The sequence below is a fragment of the Micromonospora sp. DT231 genome (genome assembly GCF_049847025.1).
Lineage (GTDB): Bacteria > Actinomycetota > Actinomycetes > Mycobacteriales > Micromonosporaceae > Micromonospora.
This window is the reverse complement of sequence record NZ_JBNCNO010000014.1, coordinates 30807-54646: the sequence shown is the minus strand read 5'-3', so window position 1 is coordinate 54646 and position 23840 is coordinate 30807. Positions and strand designations below refer to the sequence as shown.

General features: G+C 71.9%; 16 protein-coding genes and 1 pseudogene. 10 read left to right on the top strand and 7 right to left on the bottom strand.

All coding sequences use genetic code 11. From position 1 onward, the window contains the following. The first annotated feature begins 36 nt into the window (after window positions 1-36). The 3 genes from ACPXBU_RS28540 to fxsT are packed head-to-tail and all read left to right on the top strand — an operon-like array spanning window position 37 to window position 5827. Window positions 37-696, top strand: a complete 660-nt coding sequence (locus ACPXBU_RS28540) for a TIR-like protein FxsC (protein ID WP_393375408.1) — start codon at window positions 37-39, stop codon at window positions 694-696. Then, window positions 693-1958 carry a TIR-like protein FxsC gene (locus tag ACPXBU_RS28535; protein WP_393375409.1) on the top strand — a complete coding sequence of 422 codons (1266 nt, stop codon included), beginning with the start codon at window positions 693-695 and terminating at the stop codon, window positions 1956-1958. The genes ACPXBU_RS28540 and ACPXBU_RS28535 overlap by 4 nt, the downstream gene beginning before the upstream one ends. Beyond that, complete coding sequence (fxsT, locus tag ACPXBU_RS28530) at window positions 1955-5827, top strand: FxSxx-COOH system tetratricopeptide repeat protein (protein WP_425760447.1); 3873 nt, start codon at window positions 1955-1957, stop codon at window positions 5825-5827. The genes ACPXBU_RS28535 and fxsT overlap by 4 nt, the downstream gene beginning before the upstream one ends. A 92-nt stretch (window positions 5828-5919) precedes the next feature. On the opposite strand, the gene ACPXBU_RS28525 is transcribed toward fxsT, so the two are convergent. Then, the gene (locus ACPXBU_RS28525; RefSeq protein WP_393375415.1) at window positions 5920-6828 is read right to left on the bottom strand and encodes an alpha/beta fold hydrolase; all 909 of its coding nucleotides are present in this window, start codon (window positions 6826-6828) and stop codon (window positions 5920-5922) included. A gap of 151 nt (window positions 6829-6979) precedes the next feature. Here ACPXBU_RS28525 and miaB point away from each other — a divergent pair, with 151 nt between their 5' ends. Then, a complete protein-coding gene (gene miaB, locus ACPXBU_RS28520; protein ID WP_425760446.1) occupies window positions 6980-8542 on the top strand; it encodes a tRNA (N6-isopentenyl adenosine(37)-C2)-methylthiotransferase MiaB in 1563 nt (520 codons plus the stop codon). Window positions 8543-8581: 39 nt separating this feature from the next. Here miaB and ACPXBU_RS28515 read toward each other — a convergent pair whose 3' ends face one another. The 4 genes and pseudogenes from ACPXBU_RS28515 to ACPXBU_RS28500 all read right to left on the bottom strand — a co-directional run bounded on the left by ACPXBU_RS28515 (window position 8582) and on the right by ACPXBU_RS28500 (window position 14069). Continuing rightward, window positions 8582-9472: a pectate lyase family protein gene (locus ACPXBU_RS28515; protein WP_425760574.1), complete on the bottom strand. Its 891-nt coding sequence runs from the start codon at window positions 9470-9472 to the stop codon at window positions 8582-8584. An 81-nt stretch (window positions 9473-9553) separates the two neighbouring features. Further along, window positions 9554-9934 (bottom strand): annotated as a pseudogene (locus tag ACPXBU_RS28510) (cellulose binding domain-containing protein); the annotation flags it as partial. 256 nt (window positions 9935-10190) lie between these two features. After that, on the bottom strand, window positions 10191-11798 hold the full coding sequence (locus ACPXBU_RS28505; protein ID WP_425760445.1) for a cellulase family glycosylhydrolase: 1608 nt from the start codon (window positions 11796-11798) through the stop codon (window positions 10191-10193). Between the two features lie 1062 nt (window positions 11799-12860). Next, window positions 12861-14069 carry a DUF349 domain-containing protein gene (locus tag ACPXBU_RS28500; protein WP_393374875.1) on the bottom strand — a complete coding sequence of 403 codons (1209 nt, stop codon included), beginning with the start codon at window positions 14067-14069 and terminating at the stop codon, window positions 12861-12863. Between the two features lie 150 nt (window positions 14070-14219). Between ACPXBU_RS28500 and ACPXBU_RS28495 the strand changes: the two genes are divergently transcribed. Genes ACPXBU_RS28495 through dapF form a run of 3 tightly spaced genes read left to right on the top strand, consistent with a single transcriptional unit; the run spans window position 14220 to window position 16841 of the window. Further along, window positions 14220-15077 (top strand): hypothetical protein, encoded by an 858-nt coding sequence (locus tag ACPXBU_RS28495; protein WP_425760444.1) that lies wholly within the window; start codon window positions 14220-14222, stop codon window positions 15075-15077. Continuing rightward, a complete protein-coding gene (miaA, locus tag ACPXBU_RS28490) occupies window positions 15062-15997 on the top strand; it encodes a tRNA (adenosine(37)-N6)-dimethylallyltransferase MiaA (protein ID WP_425760572.1) in 936 nt (311 codons plus the stop codon). The genes ACPXBU_RS28495 and miaA overlap by 16 nt, the downstream gene beginning before the upstream one ends. A 7-nt stretch (window positions 15998-16004) precedes the next feature. Next, window positions 16005-16841 (top strand): diaminopimelate epimerase, encoded by an 837-nt coding sequence (dapF, locus tag ACPXBU_RS28485; protein WP_425760442.1) that lies wholly within the window; start codon window positions 16005-16007, stop codon window positions 16839-16841. 123 nt (window positions 16842-16964) lie between these two features. Here dapF and ACPXBU_RS28480 read toward each other — a convergent pair whose 3' ends face one another. Then, window positions 16965-18431 (bottom strand): NAD-dependent malic enzyme, encoded by a 1467-nt coding sequence (locus ACPXBU_RS28480; RefSeq protein ID WP_393374882.1) that lies wholly within the window; start codon window positions 18429-18431, stop codon window positions 16965-16967. A gap of 183 nt (window positions 18432-18614) precedes the next feature. Between ACPXBU_RS28480 and hflX the strand changes: the two genes are divergently transcribed. Continuing rightward, window positions 18615-20069 (top strand): GTPase HflX, encoded by a 1455-nt coding sequence (hflX, locus tag ACPXBU_RS28475; RefSeq protein WP_425760440.1) that lies wholly within the window; start codon window positions 18615-18617, stop codon window positions 20067-20069. A gap of 50 nt (window positions 20070-20119) precedes the next feature. Beyond that, window positions 20120-21913: a hypothetical protein gene (locus ACPXBU_RS28470; protein WP_425760439.1), complete on the top strand. Its 1794-nt coding sequence runs from the start codon at window positions 20120-20122 to the stop codon at window positions 21911-21913. Window positions 21914-22000: 87 nt separating this feature from the next. Here ACPXBU_RS28470 and lexA read toward each other — a convergent pair whose 3' ends face one another. Further along, window positions 22001-22786: a transcriptional repressor LexA gene (gene lexA / locus ACPXBU_RS28465; RefSeq protein WP_425760437.1), complete on the bottom strand. Its 786-nt coding sequence runs from the start codon at window positions 22784-22786 to the stop codon at window positions 22001-22003. A gap of 542 nt (window positions 22787-23328) precedes the next feature. Between lexA and nrdR the strand changes: the two genes are divergently transcribed. Next, entirely contained in the window at window positions 23329-23829 is a 501-nt protein-coding gene (nrdR, locus tag ACPXBU_RS28460) for a transcriptional regulator NrdR (protein WP_393374889.1), read from the top strand. Window positions 23830-23840: the final 11 nt, after the last annotated feature.

Here is a 23840-nt window from a genome sequence, read left to right as displayed (position 1 = left end):
ATGGTCCGGCCGCGTGGGGAGGGCGGAGGGGCAGCGGTGAGCACAGCGGACGCACCCTCCCGAACGCGCGCCCCGCTCTTTTTCCTCAGCTATTCCAGGGCGCCTGTCGGCCGGGCCACCGGCAAGCCGGCCGAGTACGTCTCCCGGTTCTTCGAGGACCTCTCCGTCCATGTCAGCGAGCTGGTCGGCCCGGTGACCGGGGTGGACGCCGGCTTCCTGGACAGCTCCATCGCGGGCGGGGAACGCTGGAGCCCGGAGCTCCTCGAGGCCGCCGGCACCTGTCAGGTCTTCGTGCCACTGGTGTCCAGCGCGCTGCTCGGCAGCGAGTGGTGTGGTCGCGAGTGGGACGCGTTCTCCCGCCGACGCATCGTTCCGCGGCACAGCACCGCCTCGGTCCACGAGACGGCGATCGTGCCGGTGACCTGGTCGCCGACCAACGGCGCCGCGCTGCCCCGGGTGCTCCGCGACATCCAACGGTTCACCCCGACCGCCATGCCGGATCCCGACATCGCGGTGCACTACCAGCGGGATGGGGTCTATGGCTTGCTGACCATGCAGTGGGAGAACGCGTACCGCGCGGTGGTCTGGCGGCTCGCGCAACGGATCGTGGCGATCCACCGCGGCTACCTGGTGGAGCCCTGGGTGCCGGCGAGTGTGGACGAGTTGTGCAACAGGTTCGCCGAGGAGCCGGGATGAGCCCGCCGGGGGACCGCCGCCGACCGGCGGCACGAGGGACGTACTTCTTCCTCAGTTACGCCCACTCGGCGCCGGCCCCGGGCGCGCGGGCCGACGCCGACGTCTGGGTCGGCCAGTTCTTCGCCGACCTGACCGACGAGGTGCGCCGCCAGGCGCGACCGGTGGCCGGGATGCGGATCGGCTTCTTCGACCAGCACATCCCGTTGGGCGCCGACTGGAAGGCGGCGCTCGCCGAGGCTCTCGGTGACGCCGAGGTCTTCGTCCCGCTCTACTCGCCCGGCTACTTCAGCCGCCCGTGGGCGCTGGGGGAGCAGGAGTCCTTCCGGGCCCGGTTGGCCGCCGCCGGGCCGGCCCGACGCACCGCCGGGCACCTCACCCCGGTGCTGTGGATCCCGTTCCCCCCGTGGGAGGCCCATCCCGAGCTGGACGGCGCACTGGACCTCGGCCGGGACATCCCGGAGTACGCCGAGGACGGCCTGCGTGCCTTCTGCATGCTGGCCTCCTACCGGACGCAGTACGAGCTGCTGCTGAGCCGCCTGGCCAGTCGGATCGTGCACACCGCCGAGCGGCGACCGTTGGGCCCGTCCCGCGCGCCCGGCCTCGACGAGGTCACCCGCCCGGGACCATCCGACCCGGACTTCGTGGTCGCCGTCCTGGCCCCGACCCGGGACCGCCTTCCGGTCGAGCGGGACCCGGCCGGCTACGCGGCCAGCGGCCGGCTCTGGCGGCCGTACGGGAGTCGCCAGGAGCTGCCCGCCGCCGAGTACGCGGTGAGCACCGCCGAGCGCCTCGGGCTGTCCGCCCGCACGGAGGACTTCGCCCAGGCCGCCGGTCTGCTCGAACGCCGGCCGGCGGTGCTGCTCGTCGACCCGTGGATCGCGGCGGCGCCCGACGCGTCCGCGCTGATCGCCCGCATGCTGCACGGCCTGCGGGAGTGGGTCGTTCCGCTCGTGGTCACCGACGACGACGACTCCCAGGACGCGACCCGGTGGGCGACCGAGGTGACGCGACTGCTGCACGACGCCGGCCTGCCCCAGGTGAAGCGGGCGTGCAGCATGCCGGAGTTCGTCGACCTGATGCCGGCGCTTGTCACCGAGGCCCGCCGCCAGTTCCTCAAGTACGGCCCGGTGGTCCCCTTCGAACCACCGCCGCAGCCGGTGCCGAGCCTGCGCGACGGCCTGCCCCCCGCCGGCTCCACCACCGACCCCGCGTCCACGCCTGATGATCCGGCTCCCTTGCGTCCCCACGGAGAAAACCGATGAACAACGATCGTGCAGGCCAGGTCGTCACGTTCTACTCGTTCAAGGGTGGGACGGGCCGGACGATGGCGCTGGCAAACGTCGCCTGGATCCTCGCGGCCAGTGGCCGCCGGGTGCTGGTCGCCGACTGGGATCTCGAGTCGCCGGGCCTGCACCGCTTCTTCCATCCGTTCCTGGACGCCGAGGCGATCCAGGGCACCAGCGGTGTGATCGACATGATCCGCGACTACGAGTGGGAGACCACCCGGGTCGACGACCGGCCGGACCGCTGGATGGAGCAGTACGCCCGGGTCGGGCGGCACGCCTTCTCGTTGCGCTGGAACTTCCCGGAGGGCGGCGGCCTCGACTTCCTCTCCGCGGGCCGGCAGAACAGCGACTACGCCGTCTCGGTGAGCGGGCTGGACTGGGACAACTTCTACAACCGGCTGGGCGGGGCGCAGTTCTTCGAGGCGCTGCGGGCCGACATGAAGCGCCAGTACGACTTCACCCTGATCGACAGCCGGACGGGGTTGAGCGACGTCGCCGACATCTGCACCCTGCACCTGCCGGACACGCTCGTCGACTGCTTCACCCTCAGCGACCAGGGCATCGACGGGGCGGCCCGGGTGGCGCACTCGGTGCGGGACCGGTACCGGCGGCGCGACATCCGGGTCCTGCCGGTGCCGATGCGTGTCGACCAGGCCGAGAAGGAGCGGGCCGAGGCGGGTCGGCTGCTGGCCATGCGCCGGTTCGCCGGGTTGCCGGCGGGCATGGCCGAGGCGGAACGGCGGCGTTACTGGGCCGCGGTCGAGGTCCCGTACCGGCCGTTCTACGCGTACGAGGAGACCCTGGCGACCTTCGGCGACCCGCCCGGTTCGCCGACGTCGCTGCTGGCCGCGTTCGAGACCCTGACCGGGATCCTCACCGACGGCGAGGTGACCGCGCTGCCGGTGATGGACGAGTCGGTACGGGAACGCGGCAAGGCCCGCTTCCGTCGGCGTACCGAGGCGATCGACGACCAGATCGTGCTCCGCTACGCGCCGGAGGACGCCATCTGGGCCGAGTGGCTGGAGCGGGTGCTCAGTTCGGCGGGGCTGCGGGTGGTGGAGCCCGCCTCCGCCGTCGGGTCCGCCGGTACGCCCGCGCCGCGCACGCTGACGGTGGTCTCACCGGCCTACGTGGCGACGCCGTCGGGCGGCCTGCCCGACCGTGACACGAGCACCGGCTCCACCGCCCTCGCCGTGTACGTCGCCGACCTGCGCCCGTTGGCCGAGTTTCCGGCCCAGAGCTCCACCAACCTGGTGAACGTGAGCGCCGTGACCGCCGTGGAACGGGTGTTGCGGTTGGTCGGCCGTCCGGTGCCGTCGTCGGCGGACGGTCCGGCCGCCGGGGCCACCCGCTATCCCGGCACCGAGCCGCTGATCTTCAACGCCCCCAACCGGAATGCCCGGTTCACCGGCCGGGAGGACGACCTGGCGCGGCTGCGCGCGCAGTTGCAGAGCGGGGGCAGCGCGGTGGTGCTGCCGGTCGCCCTGCAGGGCATGGGCGGCGTCGGTAAGACGCAGGTGGCGTTGGAATACGTGCACCGGTTCCGGGCGGCGTACGACGTGGTCTGGTGGATCGTGGCGGACCCGCCGCAGTTCGTCGACACCGCCCTCGCCGACCTCGCCGGTCGCCTCGGCATCCTGGTCGGGCCCACCCTGCCCGACACGGTCCGGTCGGTGTTGCAGGTGCTGGGTCGAGGGGAGCCGTACGAGCGGTGGCTCGTCGTGCTCGACAACGCCGAGGAGCTCGACCAGATCGAGCCCTTCCTGCCGCAGGGCCCCGGCCACGTCCTGCTGACCTCCCGCAACCGCGCCTGGGGGGACCGGGCGAACCCGATCCAGGTGGACGTCTTCGACCGCACCGAGAGCGTGGCGCACCTCGCCCAGCGGGTGCCGACGATCAGCGCCGAGGAGGCCGACCGGGTGGCCGAGGCGCTCGGTGACCTGCCGATCGCGGTGGCCGCGGCGGGCGCGTGGCTCGCCGACACCGGCACGTCGGTCGCCGAATATCTGCGGCAGATCGAACGGCACGGTCCCAGCGCGCTCTCCGTGGAGGCCACCTGGGACCTGTCGCTGAACCGGCTGCTGGAGCAGGCGCCCGCCGCGTACCGGCTGTTGCAGCTCTGCTCGGTGCTGGCCCCGGAGATCGCCCTCGAACTCGTCTACAGCGACGAGATGGCGGCGGCGCTCGTGCCGTTCGACCCGTCGGTGTCGGAGCGGCTCGTGCGCGGCGCGCTGGTCCAGCAGATCAACCGTCTGGCGCTGCTCAAGCTCGACGTGCAGGGCGGTCGGGTCCAGGTGCACCGGCTGCTGCAGGCGGTGGTCCGCGACCGGATGACCGAGGACGAGATCGTCGCCGCCCGACACCAGGTGCACCTGGTGCTGGCCGCGTCCCGGCCACGCGGCGACGTGGACGACCCGACCACCTGGGCGAGGCTGCGGATGCTCTGGCCGCATCTGGAGGTCTCCGAGGCGCTCACCTGCCCGGACGAGTCGGTGTGCCAGCTCCTGATCGACCGGGTCCGTTACCTGTGGCAGCGCGGCGGCCTGGACCAGGCCGACGGGTTCAGCCAGGAGGTGGACGACACCTGGAGCGCCCGGCTCGGTGACACGCACAACGAGGTGGAGGTGTCGGCGCTGGGCCGACAGTTGCTGCACCTGCGGTTCAACCGGGCCAACATCCTGCGCAGTCTGGGCCGCTTCGACGAGGCCCGGGACCTGGACGAGGCGGTGCTCGCCGAGCAACGCCGGTTGCTGGGCCCGCTGCACCCGCACAGTCTGATGACCGCCGGCAGCCTTGGCGGTGACCTGCGGGCGCTCGGCCGCTACGCCGAGGCGCTGGAACGGGACCGGTCCACCTACGCCTCCTGGTTGCAGGTGTTCGGCGAGGACCACCCGCGGACGTTGAGCGCGGCGAACAACCTGGCCGTCTCGTACCGGCTGGTGGGCGACTACCGGTCGGCCCGCCGGTGGGACGACGAGGTGCACCAGCGGCGGCGGCTGGTGCTCGGCCCCACCCATCCCTACACGCTCGTCTCCGCGGTGCGGCTGGGCAGTGACCTGCGGGAGGCCGGTGAGTACGAGAGGTCGGCCACCCTGCTGCGCACGGTCTACGAAACCTACTGCGAGGTGCTCGGGCCGGACGACGGGCAGAGTCTCGCCGCCCAGGTCAACCTGGCGGTGTCACTGCGCAGCGCCGGTCGCGGGAGCGAGGCCGCGCCGATGTTCGAGACGGCCTACCGGGAGCTCGACGAACGCTTCGGGGCGGACAACCCGGACACGGTGGCGTGTCGGTCGAGCCGCGCGGCGAACCTGTTGGCCGTCGGCGACGCGGCCCGGGCGGTGACCGAGATGACCGCGGTGAGTCAGGCGTACCAGGAGCAACTCCGGCTCGGCCCGGAGCACCCGTTCACCCTGGCGACGCTGAGCAACCTCTCCGCCGCGGAACGCGCGGTCGGGCGTAGGTCGGAGGCGCTCGCGTCGGCTTCCCGCGCGGCCGGCGAACTGCGCAAGGTGCTCGGCCCCGACCACCCGCACACCCTCGCCGCGGAGGTCAACCAGGCGGTGTGCCTCGCCGAGAACGACGACTGGGAGTCGGCTCGGGACCGGCTGCGGGAGACCGCCGACCGGCTGGCCACGGTGATCGGCGCGGACCATCCCGACACGTTGCGCTGCCTCGGTGATCTCGCCCTGGTGTCGCGGCGGGCCGGCGACGGCACCGCCGGAGCCGAGGACGTCGGCGCCGTGGCGGACCGGTTGGCCGAGGTGATCGGCCCGGAGCACCCGACGGTCCAGACGCTGCGGGAACGGCGGTTCATCGTCCGGGTCATCGACCCGCAGACGATCTGACCCGGATCGGCGCGGCAGGTGGGTCGGGCGTCCGCCCCGGCCCACCCGGCGTCCGGGCCCGCCGCAGGCCGGCCAGGGCTGTGACACGCGCCCTAGAGCCGGGGACTTGTCGCCAGGTCGGGGGTGGCCAGCCAGGTCAGGGTCTGCGGCAGGATCTCCACCGCCCCGAAGTGCGCGGCGCCCGCCTGCACCTGCACCTCGGCGCGCGAGATCCGCGAGGCGAGCCAGTGGGAGTGCTCCACCGGGGAGAAGCGGTCCTGCTCACCGTGCCAGAGCCGCACCTCCGCGCGGATGGCGCCGAGGTCGAACCCCCAGCCCCGTCGGATCGCCAACACGTCGTCGATCCAGCCCTCCGGGCCGTGTCGCACCGCCTCGGCGTACATGTCGGTGAGCAGTCGGCGGATCGCGACGTCGTCGACGACCCGGATGTCCTCGTCGGGCAGTTGGGGACGGAGGAAGTCCAGCAGCGTCATCGGGTCCCGGCGTGCCTCCTCGGCCCGGACCTTCAGGTTGAGGGTCAGCTCGGTCAGGTCCTCGTCGGCCTGCCCGTAGTCCGTCACGTTCGTCGCGGCCATCCCGGCGTACCAGTCCAGGTCGGGCGCGCCGGCCGGGGCGAGACCCACCAGCACGGCGGCCCGGGTGACCCGGTCCGGCAGCAGCGCCGCGCAGGCCAGGGCGTGCGGCCCGCCGCCGGATCTGCCGACCACCGCGAACCGTTCGATGCCGAGGTCGTCGGCGATCGCCGCCACGTCGGCGGCGGCGTCGGCCACCCGCCGACCCTCGTGCCGGTCGGAGTCGCCGTAACCGGGCCGGTCGTAGCAGACGAGGTGCACGCCGAGGCGGTAGACGACGATGCCCCGGGGTCGGGGGCCGCTGCGGCTGCCCGGGGTGCCGTGCAGCAGGAAGACCGCAGGCCCGTCGGGCGCACCGGAGGTCTCCACCGCGAGGCGCCGCCCGTCCGGAGTCGTGACGGTGCGCTGTGCCGCATCTTGTCGCGTCACGGTTGGCCTCCCGCGGGTCGTCATGTGCTCCCCCGTGAACGGAGCCGCGCATCGTCGGCGCCGAGTGCAAAGCCCCCGAAATCGCCCAGAACACATCCTTGATGTGCAGCGTACTGCCCCCCGTGGATGCCCGCCATGGGCCGCCGGGTCAATGCCGGGGGGTCGGGGCCACCAAACGGGCCGCTACCCTGGTAGCCCGAGGGGAAGGGGCACCAAGAGGGTGGCTAGGACCTACAACGTCGTGACGTACGGCTGCCAGATGAACGTCCACGATTCCGAGCGCATCTCCGGCCTGCTCGAACAGGCCGGCTACGTACGCGCGGTGCCCGCCGACGACACCCCGGACATCGTCGTGTTCAACACGTGCGCCGTCCGGGAGAACGCGGACAACCGGCTCTACGGCAACCTCGGTCGCCTGCGCCCGGTGAAGGACAAGCACCCCGGGATGCAGATCGCGGTCGGTGGCTGCCTGGCCCAGAAGGACCGCGGCGAGATCGTCCGCAAGGCGCCCTGGGTGGACGTGGTCTTCGGCACCCACAACATCGGCGCGCTGCCGGTGCTGCTGGAGCGGGCCCGGCACAACGCCGCCGCCGAGGTGGAGATCCTGGAGTCCCTCGACGTCTTCCCCTCCACGCTGCCCACCCGCCGCGAGTCCACCTACGCCGGCTGGGTGTCGATCTCGGTGGGCTGCAACAACACCTGCACGTTCTGCATCGTGCCCGCCCTGCGCGGCAAGGAGAAGGACCGCCGCCCCGGCGACATCCTCTCCGAGGTGCGCGCCCTCGTCGACGAGGGCGTGCTGGAGGTGACCCTGCTCGGGCAGAACGTCAACTCCTACGGGGTGGAGTTCGGCGACCGGTACGCCTTCGGCAAGCTGTTGCGGGCCTGCGGCGACATCGACGGGCTGGAGCGGGTCCGGTTCACCAGCCCGCACCCGAAGGACTTCACCGACGACGTGATCGCCGCGATGGCCGAGACGCCCAACGTCTGCCACTCGCTGCACATGCCGTTGCAGTCCGGCTCCGACGACGTGCTGAAGGCGATGCGCCGGTCCTACCGCTCCGAGCGCTACCTGGGGATCATCGAGAAGGTCCGGACGGCGATGCCGGACGCGGCGATCACCACCGACATCATCGTCGGCTTCCCCGGCGAGACCGAGGCCGACTTCGAGCGCACCCTGGACGTGGTCCGCGAGGCCCGGTTCTCCTCGGCGTTCACCTTCCAATACTCGAAGCGCCCCGGCACGCCCGCCGCGACCATGGACGACCAGCTTCCCAAGCAGGTCGTGCAGGAGCGCTACGAGCGGCTGATCGCCTGCGTCGAGGACATCACCTGGGCGGAGAACAAGCGGCTCGTCGGGGAGACCGTCGAGGTGCTCGTCGCGGTGGGCGAGGGCCGCAAGGACGAGCGGACCGGGCGGATGTCCGGTCGGGCCCGCGACGGCCGGCTGGTGCACTTCGCGACCCAGGCGCCGGGAGCGGAGTCGATGGCCGGGCAGATCCGGCCGGGCGACATCGTGCACACCACGATCACGTACGCCGCTCCGCACCACCTCAACGCCGACGGGGCGCCGGTGTCGCACCGACGGACCCGGGCCGGCGACGCGGCCGAGGCGGGCCGCTCCCCGCGTACCCCCGGGGTGTTGCTCGGTCTGCCGACGATCGGCGCGCCGCCGGTCGCGCCCGCGCCCACCGCGGGTTGTGCCACCCACTGAGCGCACGGAAGGGCCCCTCGTCGAGGGGCCCTTCCCCGGTCAGACGGTGATCCGGCCGGCGCCGGCGCCCGCCGTCACGATGGACTTGACGGTGCTCGCGGTGTCCAGTTGGTACGAGTACGGGATGCTTGCCACGCTGCCGCCGGTCTGCCCGGCGGGTGAGTTGACGAAGTGGTTGTTCCGGGCGACCAGTCGGCCCGGCCCGGAGTCGGCCTCGCCCAGGTGGTACGTGTCGTTGACGTTCTCGAAGTAGTTGCCCTCGACGAGCACGCCGGCGTTCTCGGTGGAGGCCACGCCGTAGCCGCCGTTGGCCCGGTAGTAGTTGTTGAACACGTGCACCGGGTTGCCGAAGCGCACCCGGGGGTTGCGCTGCCTGCTCCCGTCGAACCAGTTGTGGTGGTAGCTCACCCGCAGGTGGCCGGTGTCCTGGGCGCCGTTGTCGTCGCTGTGGCCGAGCAGCATGGCCTTGTCGTGGCTGAAGACCCGGTTCCACGACACGGTGACGAAGTCCGATCCGCGCTTGATGTCGACCGCGCCGTCGTACCCGTTGCTGAAGGTGTTGTGGTCGATCCAGATGTTGGTGGCCGACTCCTGCACGTTTATCGCGTCGTCGTTCCAGTTCCGGAAGGTCAGGTTCCGGATGATGATGTTGCGGTCTCCGCTGACGTTGAGTCCGCAGCCGGCGATCGTGGCGCCGGAGTTGCCGAGGACGGTCTTGTTGGACCGGACCCGCAGCATTCCGGAGCAGGAGATCGTGCCGGACACCCGGATCACCGCGGCGCCTGTCGCGTTCAACGCGCTGGTCAGCGCCGACGCGTTGGTGACGGTGGTGGTCGGTGCGCCGCCGCCGCCGGTGGTGCCGCCGTTCTGGGTGGCCCAGCCGACGAGACCCGTCGGTGGTGGGACGCTGGGCGGCGGATCGCTCGGGATCGGCGGGGTCGTCGGGGCGCCCGGGGTGCCCGGGGTGGTCGAGGTGGTCGGGGTGGTGGTGCCGCCGGTGCAGGCGACGTTGTTCAGGGTGAAGCTGGTCGGGTCCGGGTTGCCGGCGCTGTTCGCGCTCGCGTTGAAGCCGAACGAGGTGCTGCCGTTCGTCGCCAGGTTGCCGTTGTAGTCGACGTTCGCGGCGGAGACCTGGCCCCCGCTCTGCGAGACGGTGGCGCCCCAGGCCTGGCTGACCTGCTGGCCGGCCCCGTACGACCAGCGCAGCGTCCAGCCGGAGACCGCGTCGCCGAGGTTGGTGACCGTGACGTTGCCGGTGAACCCGCCCGGCCACTGGCTGGCGACCGTGTAGGCGACCCGGCAGCCGGCGGCGGCCTGCGCGGACACGGAGGTCAGCAGGCCGGCGGCGACGAGGCTTGCGGTGGCGGCGGCGGTGGTGGCGATCAGCGTCATTCGACGCCGTCCTGTGCGCATGCTGCTCCCTTTCGATGAGGCGGACGGACCGTCGCGACGCCCATGCCCGTGGGCGGCGAATCGTGGCCGGGACCAGTGGTCCTCGGGCCCGCCGGTGCGATGAGGTGAAGGAGAGCGGCTCCCGCGCTCACGCCCACCCGTGCGGAGGCAAGCGCTTTCCCGATGAAAGCATAGAAGCACTTGGATGTAAATGGCCGGGACGGCCGATGCCGTGGGCATCGGCCGTCCCAGCGGTTCAGCAGCTGGCGCCGCTGAGCTTTACCGCACCCGGCGCGCTGGCGGTGCCGTTGGCGGTGAAGCCCACGGTCACCGACCCACCCGCCGCGAGGGACGGCGCGTGACTGGGGGCAGCCGCAGTGACAGTTGTGCCGGACTGGGAGACGGTGGCGTTCCAGCCACTGCCCAACGTCACCCCGGACGGCCAGGTCCAGGTGACCGACCACGGGTTCACCGCGGCGGAACCGGTGTTCTTCACCGTCAACTCACCCTGGAAGCCACCCTGCCAGGCGTTCACCTGCCGGTAGGTGGCCGTGCAGGCGCCCGGCGGCGGGGTCGTCGGCCCACCCGTCGGTCCGCCGGTGGGTCCACCGGTCGGCCCGCCGGTCGGGCCGCCACCCGACGGTGGGATCAGGTACGGCTGGAGGATCGCCTGCTTCGTGGTGTTGACGTTCGTCCAGTCGTCGAGCGCGATGCCACCGGTGTCACCCGAGTTGGGGTTCCACGACCAGTAGGTGAAGGACATCCCGGTCACCCCGGTGCCGGTGTACGCCATCAACTTCTCCAGCCACACCTTGTCCTTCGGGTCGACCAGGGTGCTGCCGAACTCACCCATCATGATCGGCGCAATGTTCTGCTTGTAGAGGTAACCGAAGTACTTGTCCCAGATGGCCGGCATGTTCGCCGGGTAGTCCGGGGCGTCGAACCAGGTCTGCCGGTACACCGAGGTGGCGTACTCGTGCGGCGAGTAGACAAGCCGGTTGGCCACGCTCAGCCGTACCGGGAACTGGCCCGCCTTCGACAGGTTGCCGCCCCACCAGCCGCAGTCCTCGTCGTTGCTCGGGTCGTTGTCCCAGACGTTGGAGAGGCCACCACTCGGGCAGCTCACCCCCTCGACGAAGATCAACCAGTTGGGCTGGACGCCGAGGATGGCGTTGCCGGCCCGCTCGGCGGCGAGCCGCCAGTCCCGCGCCGTGTCGCCGCAGCCCCAGCACGCGCCGGTGGCCGCCGGGTTGGTGCCCTCGGCGTGCGGCTCGTTGTGCAGGTCGGCCCCGATCACCGTGGGATTGCCCGCGTATCGCTGGGCGAGCATCTTCCAGTCGTTGATCCAGGTCGCCTCGGAGACCGTCGGCGTGTACCACAGCGGAGACTGCCCGGCCGACGTCGGCCGGTGCCGGTCCAGGATGATCCGCATCCCCTTGCTGCCCGCGTAGGCGATCACCTTGTCCAGGATCTGCAACGGCGACAGCCCGATCAGGTCCGGGTTGACGAAGTCGTTGATCCCGGTGGCGGTCGCGCCCGGCTTCAGCGCGTCGTTCGAGTACGGCACCCGCAACGTGTTGTAACCCAACCGGGCCATCGTGTCGAGCTGCCCCCGCCACGGGTTGTTCGACCACAACCCGTGGAAGGTCTTGTTGTCGGTCTCCATGCCGAACCAGTTGATGCCGGTCAACCGGACCGTGGCGCCTGTGCTGTCCACGATCTGACTGCCGTTAGTGTGCAGGTAGCCGGTGCCGGTGCCAGCGGCCACGGCCGGGCTGGTGCTGACGGCGGTGGCGAGCAACACGCCAGCCGCGAGGGTGGCGAGCGCCGTCAGCGCACCGCCGAGAGCTTTGGGACGGAACATTCGAGCTCCAATTCGGAGGTCCGGCGCCGGCCATGGGCCGCCCGGGTGAGCTGCCGTCGGCACGTCACCGCCCCTTTTGGGTACGCGGACAGTGCGCGACGGTCCATGTCATGCGGACGGGGACACTCGCGGAAGCGCACCGGCCGATCCTCGACAGCGGAGCCCCGCCGTCGTCGCCCTCGTCCCGGTGGCCCTACCTGGCTCCGTAGCTCATTCTGATCAGCAAGCCTCGATGCGTCAACCTGCGCCCCCTGCGCCCCCTGCGCCGCCCGCCCGCCGCTGCGTCGGTGCTCGTGCTGTCCGCGCGCCGCCGTGCCCGTGCTTGTGCTGTCCGCGGGCCGCTGCGCCCGTGCTTGTGCTGTCCGCGGGCCGCTGCGTCCGTGCTTGTGCTGTCCGTAGGCGGCTGCGCCCGTGCTTGTGCTGTCCGCGCGCCGCTGCGTCCGTGCTTGTGCTGTCCGCGCGCCGCTGTGCCCGTGCTCGTGCTGTCCGCGCGCCGCTGTGCCCGTGCTGTCCGCGGGCCGCTGCGTCCGTGCTTGTGCTGTCCGTAGGCGGTTGCGCCCGTGTTCGTGCTGCCCGTGCGCCGCGGCGCCCGTGCTCGCGCTGCTCTTCGTGCTCGTGCTGCTCGTGCTGCGCGCCCCCGGCAAGATCGCGCTGGAACATGGATGTAGTGGTCTCCGGACACTCCGATGCCACTACATCCTGGATCGAGCATGACCTTGACGTCTGCCGGCCCTCCAGGCCCCGATCTTGTCTATCAAGCACGAGGTTCGCGTCAAGATCCGCACAACATCGGGGATGTTGCTGTCTCGCGCGTGTCTGAGGCAGCAACATCCCCGAAGTTGCGACGATCTTGGCGCGGGGCGCGGGGCGCGGGGCGCGGGGCGCGGGGCGCGGGGCGCGGGGCGCGGGGCGCGGGGCGCGGGGCGCGGGAGGCCGAGTGAGGCCGAGTCAGGCGCGTGGAGACTTCGGGGAGCGTGATGCGAGGGCGCGGCGCGGGTGGGGGGACGGACACGCGGAAGCCCCCGGTCCCGCGAGGGACCGGGGGCTCCGGAGGACGTCAGGTCAGCCGGCCTGCTCGGCGAGCTGGAGGAACTGCCGCTTGGCGGCGAGTGCCTGCTCGGCGTCCTTGATCCGACGCGCGTCGCCGGCGCTCTGGGCCCGGGCCAGCCGCTCCTCGGCCTCCACCACCTGCGCCCGCATCTGCGCGAGCAGCGGGTTGTCCTCCTTGGTGGTGCGGCGCCACGCCGAGTCCATCACGTCGCGGACCTTGTCGTCGATGACGCGCAGACGGCGCTCCAGCCCGGCGGCTGCCTCGCGGGGCACCCGGCCGGCCTCGTGCCACTGTGCCTGGATCTCCCGCAGCTTGGCCTGGGCGCCCTTCGGATCGGCGTCGATGTCCAGCGCCTCGGCCTCGGCGAGCAGGGCCTGCTTGCGCTCCAGGTTGCCGCGCTGCTCGTTGTCCCGGGCGGAGAAGACCTCGCTACGCCGGCTGAAGAAGGCGTCCTGCGCGCCCCGGAATCGTTCCCAGAGCTTCTGCTCGGCCTCCTTGGAAGCGCGCGGCGCGGCCTTCCACTGGGTCATCAGATCCTTGAGCTGGTTGGCGGTCGCGGCCCAGTCGGTGGACTCGGAGAGCTTCTCCGCCTCGGCGACCAGCTCCTCCTTGACCGTCTGCGCCTGCTTGCGCTGGGAGTCCAGGGAGGCGAAGTGGGCGCCCCGGCGTCGGGTGAAACCGTCCCGGGCGGCGGCGAAGCGCTTCCACAGCTCACCGTCGGCCTTCTTGTCGACCCCACGGATGGTCTTCCACTCGTCGAGGATCTCCTTGAGCCGGTCCCCGGCGGTCTTCCAACCGGTGGACTCGGCGGCGAGCTTCTCGGCCTCTTCGACGAGCGCGGTCTTGCGGGCCAGGGCCTCGCCGCGAGCGGCGTCCCGGGCGGCGCGCGCCTCGCCGGCCTTCTCCTCGGCGAGGGTGGCCAGCTTGTCCAGGCGGGCGGCCAGGGCGTCGATGTCGCCGACCACGTTGGCCTCGGGCAGCGTGGCACGGATCCGCCGGATCGTGCTCAGCGAGTGCCCGGCGTCGGCCGCACCCGACTTGAGACGCGCTTCGGTCAGGTCCACCTCGGTCACCAGATCGGCGAAGCGGCGCGCGAAGTGTGCCAGGCCCTCCTCCGGTGCTCCCGCCTGCCAGGATCCGACAACCCGCTCGCCCTCGGTGGTCTTGACGTACACGGTGCCGTCCGCATCCACCCGTCCGAAGGCAGTCCAGTCGCTCATGTGCCCATCCTCGTTCTCCCGGCGTCGAGGGATCGATCCCCCGTCGCCGCCACGGCGCAGCCAAGTTGCTTCCGGCATTGTCACAGGTCCGACCCGGTCCGCGTCGAGCGCCTATCGCCGACCGTGACCATACGGTGTCCTAGGGGCCGAATGACCGGATCGGCGCGGAGACGCACCGACGATTCCCGCTACGGTAAATGGGTGCCACTGGTCGCCGCTGCTGTCTGCCCACATCCGCCCCTGCTCGTGCCCGAGGTGGCCGGCTCCGCGGCCCCGGAGTTGGACGGCCTGCGAGCGGCCTGTGACACGGCCGTACGCCGGTTGCTGGCCGTCGACCCGGACACCGTGGTGCTGCTCGGCACCGGCCCGGTGACCGGCCTGATCCGCACCCCGGCCACCGGCTCCCTCCAGCCGTGGGGAGTCGACCTGGACGTGCCGCTGGTCCCCGGCCAACCCGACCGGGGCGCGGTGCTGCCGTTGAGCCTGACCATCGGCGCGTGGTTGCTGGCCCGGCACGGCACGCGGGAGCACGGCACGCGGGAGCACGGCACGCGCGAGCACGACGCGCGCGAGCACGGCACGCGGGCGCACGGCGCGCGGGAGCACGACGCGCGGGAGTCGGTGACCGCTGCGCAGGTGGCCGCCGACGCCGGTCCGGCCGAGCTGGCCGCGCTCGCGGACGAGGTCGACGCCGCGGGGGACCGGGTGGCGCTGCTGGTGCTCGGGGACGGCTCGGCCTGCCGGGGTGAGAAGGCGCCCGGGTACGACGACGCGCGCGCCCTCCCGTACGACAGGCGGGTCGCCGCGGCGCTGGCCGAGGCGGACCTGGACGTGCTGCTCGACCTCGACCCGGTGTTGTCGGCGGAGCTGAAGGCCGCCGGCCGCGCGCCCTGGCAGGTGCTCGCCAGGGCGGCCGCCTCGGCTGGCGGCGGGTGGCGCGGCGAGCTGCTGCACGACGCGGCCCCCTACGGTGTCGCCTACTTCGTGGCCTCCTGGGAGCGGATGTGACAGGCGACGGGGGAGGCACTGTCGTCGCGGTGGTCGGTCCGACCGCGGCGGGCAAGTCGGCGTTGAGCATCGCGTTGGCGCACGCGCTCGACGGTGAGGTGGTCAACGCCGACTCGATGCAGCTCTACCGGGGCATGGACATCGGCACCGCCAAGCTGACCCCCGCCGAGCGGGACGGGGTGCCGCACCACCTGTTGGACATCTGGGAGGTCACCGAGCCGGCGAGCGTCGCGGAGTACCAGCGGCTGGCCCGCGCGGCGGTGGACGACATCCTGTCCCGGGGACGGGTGCCGCTGCTGGTCGGTGGGTCCGGGCTGTACGTCCGGGCGGTGCTGGAGCGTTTCGAGTTTCCCGGCACCGACGCGGCGCTGCGCGAGCGCCTGGAACGGGAGTTGGCCGAGGTCGGCCCGGCCCCGCTGTACGCGCGGCTGCGGTCCGCCGACCCGGCGGCCGCCGAGGGCATCCTGCCCGGCAACGGTCGGCGGATCGTCCGGGCCCTGGAGGTGATCGAGCTCACCGGCGCGCCGTTCACGGCGTCGCTGCCGCAGCCCACGCCGTACTACCCGTCCGTGCAGCTCGGCGTCGACCTGGACACCGCGCTGCTGGACGAGCGGATCGCCGTGCGGGTCGACCGGATGTGGGCCGACGGCCTGGTGCCGGAGACCCGTGAGTTGGTCGGGCGGGGGCTGCCCGAGGGGCGGACGGCGAGTCGGGCGCTGGGCTACCAGCAGGTGCTGCGCCTGCTCGCCGGTGAGCTGACCGAGCCGCAGGCGCACGACGAGACGGTCCGGGCCACCCGGCGCTTCGTCCGCCGGCAGCGGTCCTGGTTCCGGCGTGACCCGCGGATCCACTGGCTGGACTCGACGACACCGGACCTGATCGGAGCCGCGCTGCGTCTGGTGCCGGCCGAGACGCGATAATGGGGGCGTGGAGTTCACCAAGGGCCACGGCACCGGCAACGACTTCGTCCTCCTTCCCGACCCGGACGGTCAGCTCGACCTGACCCCGGAGCTGGTCGCGGCGCTCTGTGACAGGCGGCGCGGCATCGGCGCGGACGGCGTGCTGCGGGTGGTCCGGGCGGCCAAGCATCCGGACGGCGCCGGGCTGGCCGGCGAGGCCGAGTGGTTCATGGACTACTGGAACGCCGACGGGTCGTTCGCCGAGATGTGCGGCAACGGCGCGCGGGTCTTCGTGCGCTACCTGCTCGACACCGGCTTGGCCACGCCCGCCGGTGCGGCGCTGCCGGTGGCCACCCGGGCCGGCGTCGTGCGCGCGCTTGTCGAGGGCGACGCCGTGTCCGTCGAGATGCGCCGACCCCGGGTGTACGACAGCTCGGTCGCCACCCTGGGCGGGCTGACCCTGTCCGGCACCGCCGTGGACATCGGCAACCCGCACCTGGTCTGCGTGCTGCCGCCCGGCGTGGAGTTGTCCACGCTGGACCTGACCACCGCGCCGGGGTTCGACCCGGCGTTCTTCCCGAGCGGGGTGAACGTCGAGTTCATCGTCGCGGGCGACCCGGTCGACGACACCGACGGGCACAGCCTGATGCGGGTCTACGAGCGCGGCAGCGCCGAGACCCTGTCCTGCGGCACGGGCGCCTGCGCGGTGGGCGCGGTGGCCCTGCGCGACCTCGGCCGGGACACCGGGGTGATCGCCGTGGACGTCCCCGGTGGCCGCCTGACGGTGACGGTCACCGCAACCTCCTGCTGGCTGTCCGGCCCCGCCGTCCTGATAGCCACCGGAGAGGTCGACCTCCCCGCCTAACCACCCACCCCACCCACCCCACCCGCCCGTCGCCCGTTGATCATGAGGTTATGGCCACTCGCATCGGCGTGTCGCCGCTATAACCTCATGATCAACGAAGCGGGTGGGGGTGGGGTTGGGGGTTCAGGGCGTTGCGCTGGCGTTTGCCGCGATCTCGGGGAGGTCGGCGGGGCCGGGGTCGGCTGCCGGCAGCGGGCTGGGGTTGTGCGCGGCGGCGCGGACGGCGGCGGCGACCGCCGGGGCGACCCGGGAGTCGAAGACGCTCGGCACGATCACCGTCGGGTTGATCTTGTCCTCGCCCACCACGTCGGCGATGGCCCGGGCGGCCGCGATCGCCATCTCCTCGGTGAACTCCTCGGCGTGCGCGTCGAGCATCCCGCGGAACACCCCGGGGAAGGCGAGCACGTTGTTGATCTGGTTCGGCTGGTCCGAGCGGCCGGTGGCGACCACGGCGGCGTGCTTGCGCGCCTCCCGCGGGTCGACCTCCGGGTCCGGGTTGGCGAGCGCGAAGACGATCGAGTCCTTGGCCATCTGGGCGATGTCGTCACCGGTGAGCAGGTTCGGCGCGCTCACCCCGATGAACACGTCGGCACCCCGGATCGCACCCGGCAGGTCGCCCGAGTAGTTCTCCTTGTTGGTGTTGTCCGCCAGCCACTGCCACGCCGAGTTGAGCCCGGTCAGCCCACGGTGCAGGGCGCCCTGCCGGTCGTACGCGATGATGTCGCCGACGCCCTGGCGCAGCAGCAGCTTCATGATCGCGGTTCCGGCCGCGCCGGCGCCGGAGACGACCACCCGGACGTCCTCCAGTCGCTTGCCGACCACCCGCAGCGCGTTGGTCAGCGCGGCCAGCACGCAGATCGCGGTGCCGTGCTGGTCGTCGTGGAACACCGGGATGTCCAGCGCCTCGCGCAGCCGGGCCTCGATCTCGAAGCAGCGCGGCGCGGCGATGTCCTCCAGGTTGATCCCGCCGTACGCCGGCGCGATCGCCTTCACGATCTGCACGATCTCGTCGGTGTCCTGGGTGTCCAGCACCACCGGCCAGGCGTCCACCCCGCCGAAGCGCTTGAACAGGGCGGCCTTGCCCTCCATCACCGGCAGCGAGGCGGCCGGGCCCAGGTTGCCCAGGCCGAGCACCGCCGAGCCGTCGCTGACCACCGCGACGGTGTTGCGCTTGATGGTCAGTCGCCGGGCGTCCGCCGGGTTCTCGGCGATCGCCATGCAGACCCGGGCCACCCCCGGGGTGTACGCCCGGGACAGCTCGTCGCGGTTGCGCAGCGCGACCTTCGACGTCACCTCGATCTTGCCGCCCAGGTGCAGGAGGAACGTCCGGTCCGACACCTTCCGCACGTCCACGCCGTCCAGCGCGGTCAGCGCGTCGACCACCTGGTCGGCGTGGCCGGCGTCGGCGGTGTCGCAGGTCAGGTCGACGATCACGTTCGTCGGGTCGGAGTCCACCACGTCCAACGCCGTGACGATCGCGCCGGCCTCGCCGACGGAGGTGGTGAGCCGGCCGATCGAGGACGCGTCCGCGGTCACGGCGATCCGGATGGTGATCGAAAATCCGGCACTCGGCAGTCGGGTGATGGCCACGGGATCCCTCCGTCACGGCTGTGCGGCCGGTCGGCCGCCGCCCGCATTTCTACCGGGTTGTCGCGGCCGACCAGCATTCGCCCCCACTTTTGGCGACCCTGAGCACGGGCATATAGCAGGTGCGTTCGGCGTTGTGTCATGTCAGGATTACGTTCCACTAATCAAAACGGACAGGAGAACCGCTTGCGAGACCAGGAGAGCTTTGTCCCCGTCGAGGACGAGCTCGACGACGTCACCACCGGCGAGATGGATCTGTCGGAGCGACAGTCCCTCCGACGCGTCCCGGGCCTGTCAACCGAGCTCACCGACGTCACCGAGGTGGAATACCGCCAGCTGCGGCTGGAGCGGGTCGTCCTGGTGGGCGTCTGGACCGAGGGCACGGCGGCGGACGCGGAAAATTCGCTCACCGAGCTTGCCGCGCTGGCCGAGACCGCCGGTTCGCAGGTGCTCGAAGGGCTCATCCAGCGCCGCAGCCGACCCGACCCGGCCACGTACATCGGCCGCGGCAAGGTCGACGACCTCAGCGCGGTGGTGCTGTCCAGCGGCGCCGACACGGTCATCTGTGACGGTGAGTTGTCCCCGTCGCAGTTGCGCAACCTGGAGCAGCGCACCAAGGTCAAGGTCGTCGACCGGACCGCGCTGATCCTCGACATCTTCGCCCAGCACGCCAAGAGCAAGGAAGGCAAGGCGCAGGTCGAGCTGGCCCAGCTCGAATACCTGCTGCCCCGGCTGCGCGGTTGGGGTGAGACGCTCTCCCGGCAGACAGGTGGTTCCGGCCGTGGTGGCGGCGCCGGCGGCGGTGTGGGTGTGCGTGGTCCCGGTGAGACCAAGCTGGAGACCGACCGGCGACGGATCCGGCACCGCATCTCCCGGCTGCGCCGCGAGATCAAGAGCATGCGCACGGTACGCGTCACCAAGCGCGCCCGACGCAGCCGCAACTCCGTCCCCGCCGTGGCCATCGCCGGCTACACGAACGCCGGCAAGTCCAGCCTGCTCAACAGGTTGACCGGCGCGGGCGTGCTGGTGGAGAACGCGCTGTTCGCGACGCTCGACCCGACCACCCGCAAGGCGACCGCCGCGGACGGCAGGCTCTACACCCTGTCCGACACCGTCGGTTTCGTCCGTCACCTGCCGCACCAGATCGTCGAGGCGTTCCGGTCGACGCTGGAGGAGGTCGCGGAGGCGGATCTGGTGGTGCACGTCGTCGACGGCACCCACCCGGATCCGGAGGAGCAGGTCCGGGCGGTCCACGCGGTGCTCGCCGAGGTGAGCGCGGAGCGGCTTCCCGAGTTGCTGGTGGTCAACAAGACCGACGCGGCCGACGAGGACACGCTACTGCGGCTCAAGCGGCTCTGGCCGGACGCGATCTTCGTCTCCGCACACTCCGGGCGGGGCATCGACGGGCTGCGCGCGGCGATCGAGGAGCGGCTGCCGCGACCTGCCGTGGAGGTCCGGGCCGTGCTGCCGTACGACCGCGGTGACCTGGTTGCCCGGGTGCATCGCACGGGCGAGGTGCTCAGCACGGCGCACCTGCCGGAGGGCACCCTGCTGCATGTCCGCGTCGCCGCGGACCTCGCCGCGGAGTTGGCGCCGTTCGACGTCGAGCGTCAGGGGCAGGCGGCCGGCAGCCGCTCCTGAGCGGCCACGGTGTTATCCGCCGGAAACGCGTGGCATGCGACACTGGCCGAATGCGCCGCGTTGTTTCCTCGGTCACGGTTGCCCTCGGCCTGCTTGGGGCAACCGTGGCGCTCGCCGGAGTCGCCGCGGCGGCTCCCGCCCCCGGGGCGTCCCAGCCGCCCGCCGTCACCGCCGGCCAGAAGCGGTGCACGATCAGTGACGAGCGCCTGCGGGAGCTGTCGGGTCTGGTCGCGACCAAGAGCGGCTACATCGTCATCAACGACAGCACCGACAACCCGGCACGTGAGCGGATCTTCTTCCTCGACACCAAGTGCAAGATCTCGAAGGAGCCGGTCCGGTACGCGGGGCAGGGCCCGGTCGACACCGAGGATCTCGCCCTCTCCAAGGACGGCGGCACCCTCTGGATCGCCGACACCGGTGACAACGCCGACGCGAAGGAGCGCCGTACGCGCGTCGCGCTCTGGTCGATGCCGGTCACCGGTGCGAGGCAACCGACGCAGCACCGGATCTCCTACCCGGAGGGCAAGCCGCACGACGCCGAGGCGCTGCTCATCGGCGACGACGGAAAACCGCTGATCATCACGAGGGTCACCAGCGGCAAGGCCGAGATCTACGCGCCGTCGGCGGCGCTGCGCAACGGCGACGCCGAGGCGGTGCCGATGCGCAAGGTCGGCGACGTCACGCTGCCGAAGACGCAGACGGAGAATCCGCTCAACACGTTCGGCCGGATCGCCATCACCGGCGCGGCCCGGTCGCCGGACGGCTCCCGGGTGGTCCTGCGCACCTACGCGGACGCCTTCGAGTACGACGTGAGCGGCGGTGACATCGTCGGCGCGCTCACCACCGGCAAGCCCCGGGTGACGGCGCTGGCGGACCCGTTCGGCGAGGCCATCAGCTACTCCACGGACGGCAAGACGTTCCTGACCGTGTCCGACGCGTTCCGGTTCGGCGATGACGAGCCCCTCGACATCCTCGCTTACACGCCGTCCACCTCGACCACGGTGCCACTCGCGGCGTCGGCGGGCGGCGTCAAGCAGGGGGCCTCGACATCCTGGGCCGCCGGGCTGGACTTCGACGACATCACCTATCTGGTGGGTGCGGTCGGGGTGATCGGTCTGCTGCTTGTCGGTGCCGGCATCGTCGGCATCGTCCGGGCCCGCCGGCGGCTGCCGGCCGCCGACGCGTCGAAGGCATCGGATCCGGACGACGGTGAGCCGTTCAACCCGCGCGCGGGCCGAGCGGTCGATGGTTCGTCAGCGCTCGGTGACCGTACGGGCGGCGTCTACGGTGGCGGCGCGCCGGCGGGCCCCTACAGCGGTGGCGCGGGTCGCGGTGGGCCGACTCCGGCGGGTGGTGCCGTGTACGGCGGTGGCCGACCGGCCGCGTCCGACGGTGGCTACGGTGCGGCACGGCCGGACGGCGGCGCCGCCAGTGTGTACGGCGGTGGCCGCCCTCCAGCCGGTGGCGGCGGTCGCCCTCCAGTAGGTGGCGGCGGTCGTCCCCCAGCCGGTGGTGGTGGTCGCCCGCCGGCAACTGGTGGTCGCCCCCACGGCGGCGGTCGCCCTCCGGTGGGTGGTGACGGTCGTCCCCAGGGTGCTGGCGGGGGCGGTGGCCGCCCGCAGGGCGCCGGCGGCGTTCCACCGGGCGGACGCCCCGGCAGTGGTGCGTACGGCGGTGACGGTGGCCACACCGGCACCGGTCGCGCGGAGCCGCCTCGACGAGGTGGGCAGGAGCCCGACCCTCGGGGCCAGCGGCCCGGCCGTCGACGTGACGACGACGGGCCTGTCGACCCGTACGGGCAGTATCCCGGCGGGGGGCGCGGTCACCGGGGCGACCGTTACTGATCGGCCCTCACCCGCGTCCCTGACCACCGACTCCGCTGCCGAGCACCGACGCGGGTGAGCGCCCGTGGGCACTCACCCGCCGGTAGGTCAGATGCGGCGCAACACCGCCACGACGCGGCCCATGATGGTGGCGTCGTCACCGGGGATCGGGTCGAAGGCCGGGTTCTGCGGCATCAGCCAGACGTGCCCGTCGCGCCGCCGGTAGGTCTTGACCGTCGCCTCGCCGTCGAGCATGGCGGCCACGATCTCGCCCGAGTCGGCGTTCGGCTGCTGCCGGACGACCACCCAGTCGCCGTCGCAGATCGCCGCGTCGAGCATCGAGTCACCCTTGACCTGGAGCATGAAGACCTCGCCCTCGCCCACCAACTCGCGGGGGAGCGGGAAGATGTCCTCCACGGCCTGCTCGGCGAGGATCGGCCCACCGGCGGCGATCCGACCGAGCATCGGCACGTACGCCGGGGTCGGTCGTTGTGCCCGGGACAGCTCGTCGTCGATGGCCTCGCTGGGGGCGCGGACGTCCACCGCGCGCGGCCGGTTGGGGTCGCGACGCAGGAAGCCCTTCTTTTCCAGCTCCTTGAGCTGGTAGGCGACGCTTGACGGCGACACCAGGCCGACCGCCTCGCCGATCTCCCGGACGCTTGGCGGGTAGCCGTGTCGCTCCACCCAGTTGCGGATGAACTCCAGGATGCGACGCTGGCGGGCGGTCAGGTCGACAGTCGCGGGGTCGGGGAAGGCGCTGACGACCGGGGTCACCGGGCGTACGGCGGGCTGACCCGTCCGGCTGCGCGCGGCGCTGCGGCGTCGGGTGGCCGGGGGGCCCGCCTCGGTGATCTGCTGCGGGCTCTTCGGCCGGCTGGCCCGGTCCTCGGTCACGTCCGTCCTCCCTGGTCGGCGCTGGGTGCCTCGTCGGCTCGTGGTGCGTGCGGTGGTGCCACGTTGTTCATGACCGTATAGGTGAGATCGGTCATTTTCAAACATCTGTACGACCTCTCACCGGCGTGTCGGGGTGAAAAACCGCTCCTGTCGTACGGATGTTCTGATAAATGGTACGTCGGATAGCACTGGTGTTCGATGGTCGACCGTTTTCCGGGCTACTCGGGCCGGCCGGTCGGTAACCCGGGAGAGGTCTCGACGTTGGGGTTTTCGGACGTGCCGGCGGGTGTGGGTGACCGGATCGTGCGTGACGCGCCGGACACGCCGGTCAACTTGACCCGGCTTCCCCGGCGACATACGGTCAACCCCTAGATGTAGTAGTGACACGGGCGTAAGTTGCCCACAGGTTGGGTCCGACTACCGACCGCACTCCCGTAACGTCGATCACGGCGGGCGTCGTCCGAGGACGGCACCGTCGCGGTCGGTCGTGCCCGGAGTCGCTCGGTGCGGGGCGCAGTCGATCATTGTGAAGGAGGTGGGCGATGCGGTGTCCGTACTGCCGACACGCTGACTCCCGGGTGGTCGACTCGCGGGAGGCCGACGACGGTCAGCTCATTCGACGGCGGCGGTCCTGCCCGGAGTGTGGCAAGCGGTTCACCACCGTCGAGGAGGCGGTCCTCGCGGTCGTCAAGCGCAGCGGGGTGACCGAGCCGTTCAGCCGGACGAAGATCATCGGCGGGGTGCGCAAGGCGTGCCAGGGCCGGCCGGTGGACGACGACTCCCTCGCGCTGCTCGCGCAGCGGGTGGAGGAGACCGTCCGGGCCAAGGGGGCCGCCGAGATCCCGAGTCACGAGGTGGGCCTGGCGATCCTGGGCCCGCTGCGCGACCTGGACGAGATCGCCTACCTGCGGTTCGCCAGCGTCTACCGCTCCTTCGACTCGCTCGCCGACTTCGAGCGCGAGATCGAGACGTTGCGGGGCGCGGCGCGCGCCCGGGGGCAGGGTCGGGCCGACGCGGTCGAGGCCGCCGGTCCGGCCAACTGAATCTGCACAGT

What these genes read in the sequence shown, in the direction of transcription:
- ACPXBU_RS28495 (WP_425760444.1), top strand. Translation starts at nt 14,220, where the DNA reads ATGACCGGATCGGCGCGGAGACGCACCGACGATTCCCGCTACGGTAAA.
- ACPXBU_RS28535 (WP_393375409.1), top strand. Translation starts at nt 693, where the DNA reads ATGAGCCCGCCGGGGGACCGCCGCCGACCGGCGGCACGAGGGACGTAC.
- nrdR (WP_393374889.1), top strand. Translation starts at nt 23,329, where the DNA reads ATGCGGTGTCCGTACTGCCGACACGCTGACTCCCGGGTGGTCGACTCG.
- ACPXBU_RS28505 (WP_425760445.1), bottom strand. Translation starts at nt 11,798, where the DNA reads ATGTTCCGTCCCAAAGCTCTCGGCGGTGCGCTGACGGCGCTCGCCACC.
- fxsT (WP_425760447.1), top strand. Translation starts at nt 1,955, where the DNA reads ATGAACAACGATCGTGCAGGCCAGGTCGTCACGTTCTACTCGTTCAAG.
- miaB (WP_425760446.1), top strand. Translation starts at nt 6,980, where the DNA reads ATGCCGGGGGGTCGGGGCCACCAAACGGGCCGCTACCCTGGTAGCCCG.
- ACPXBU_RS28500 (WP_393374875.1), bottom strand. Translation starts at nt 14,069, where the DNA reads ATGAGCGACTGGACTGCCTTCGGACGGGTGGATGCGGACGGCACCGTG.
- ACPXBU_RS28470 (WP_425760439.1), top strand. Translation starts at nt 20,120, where the DNA reads ATGCGCCGCGTTGTTTCCTCGGTCACGGTTGCCCTCGGCCTGCTTGGG.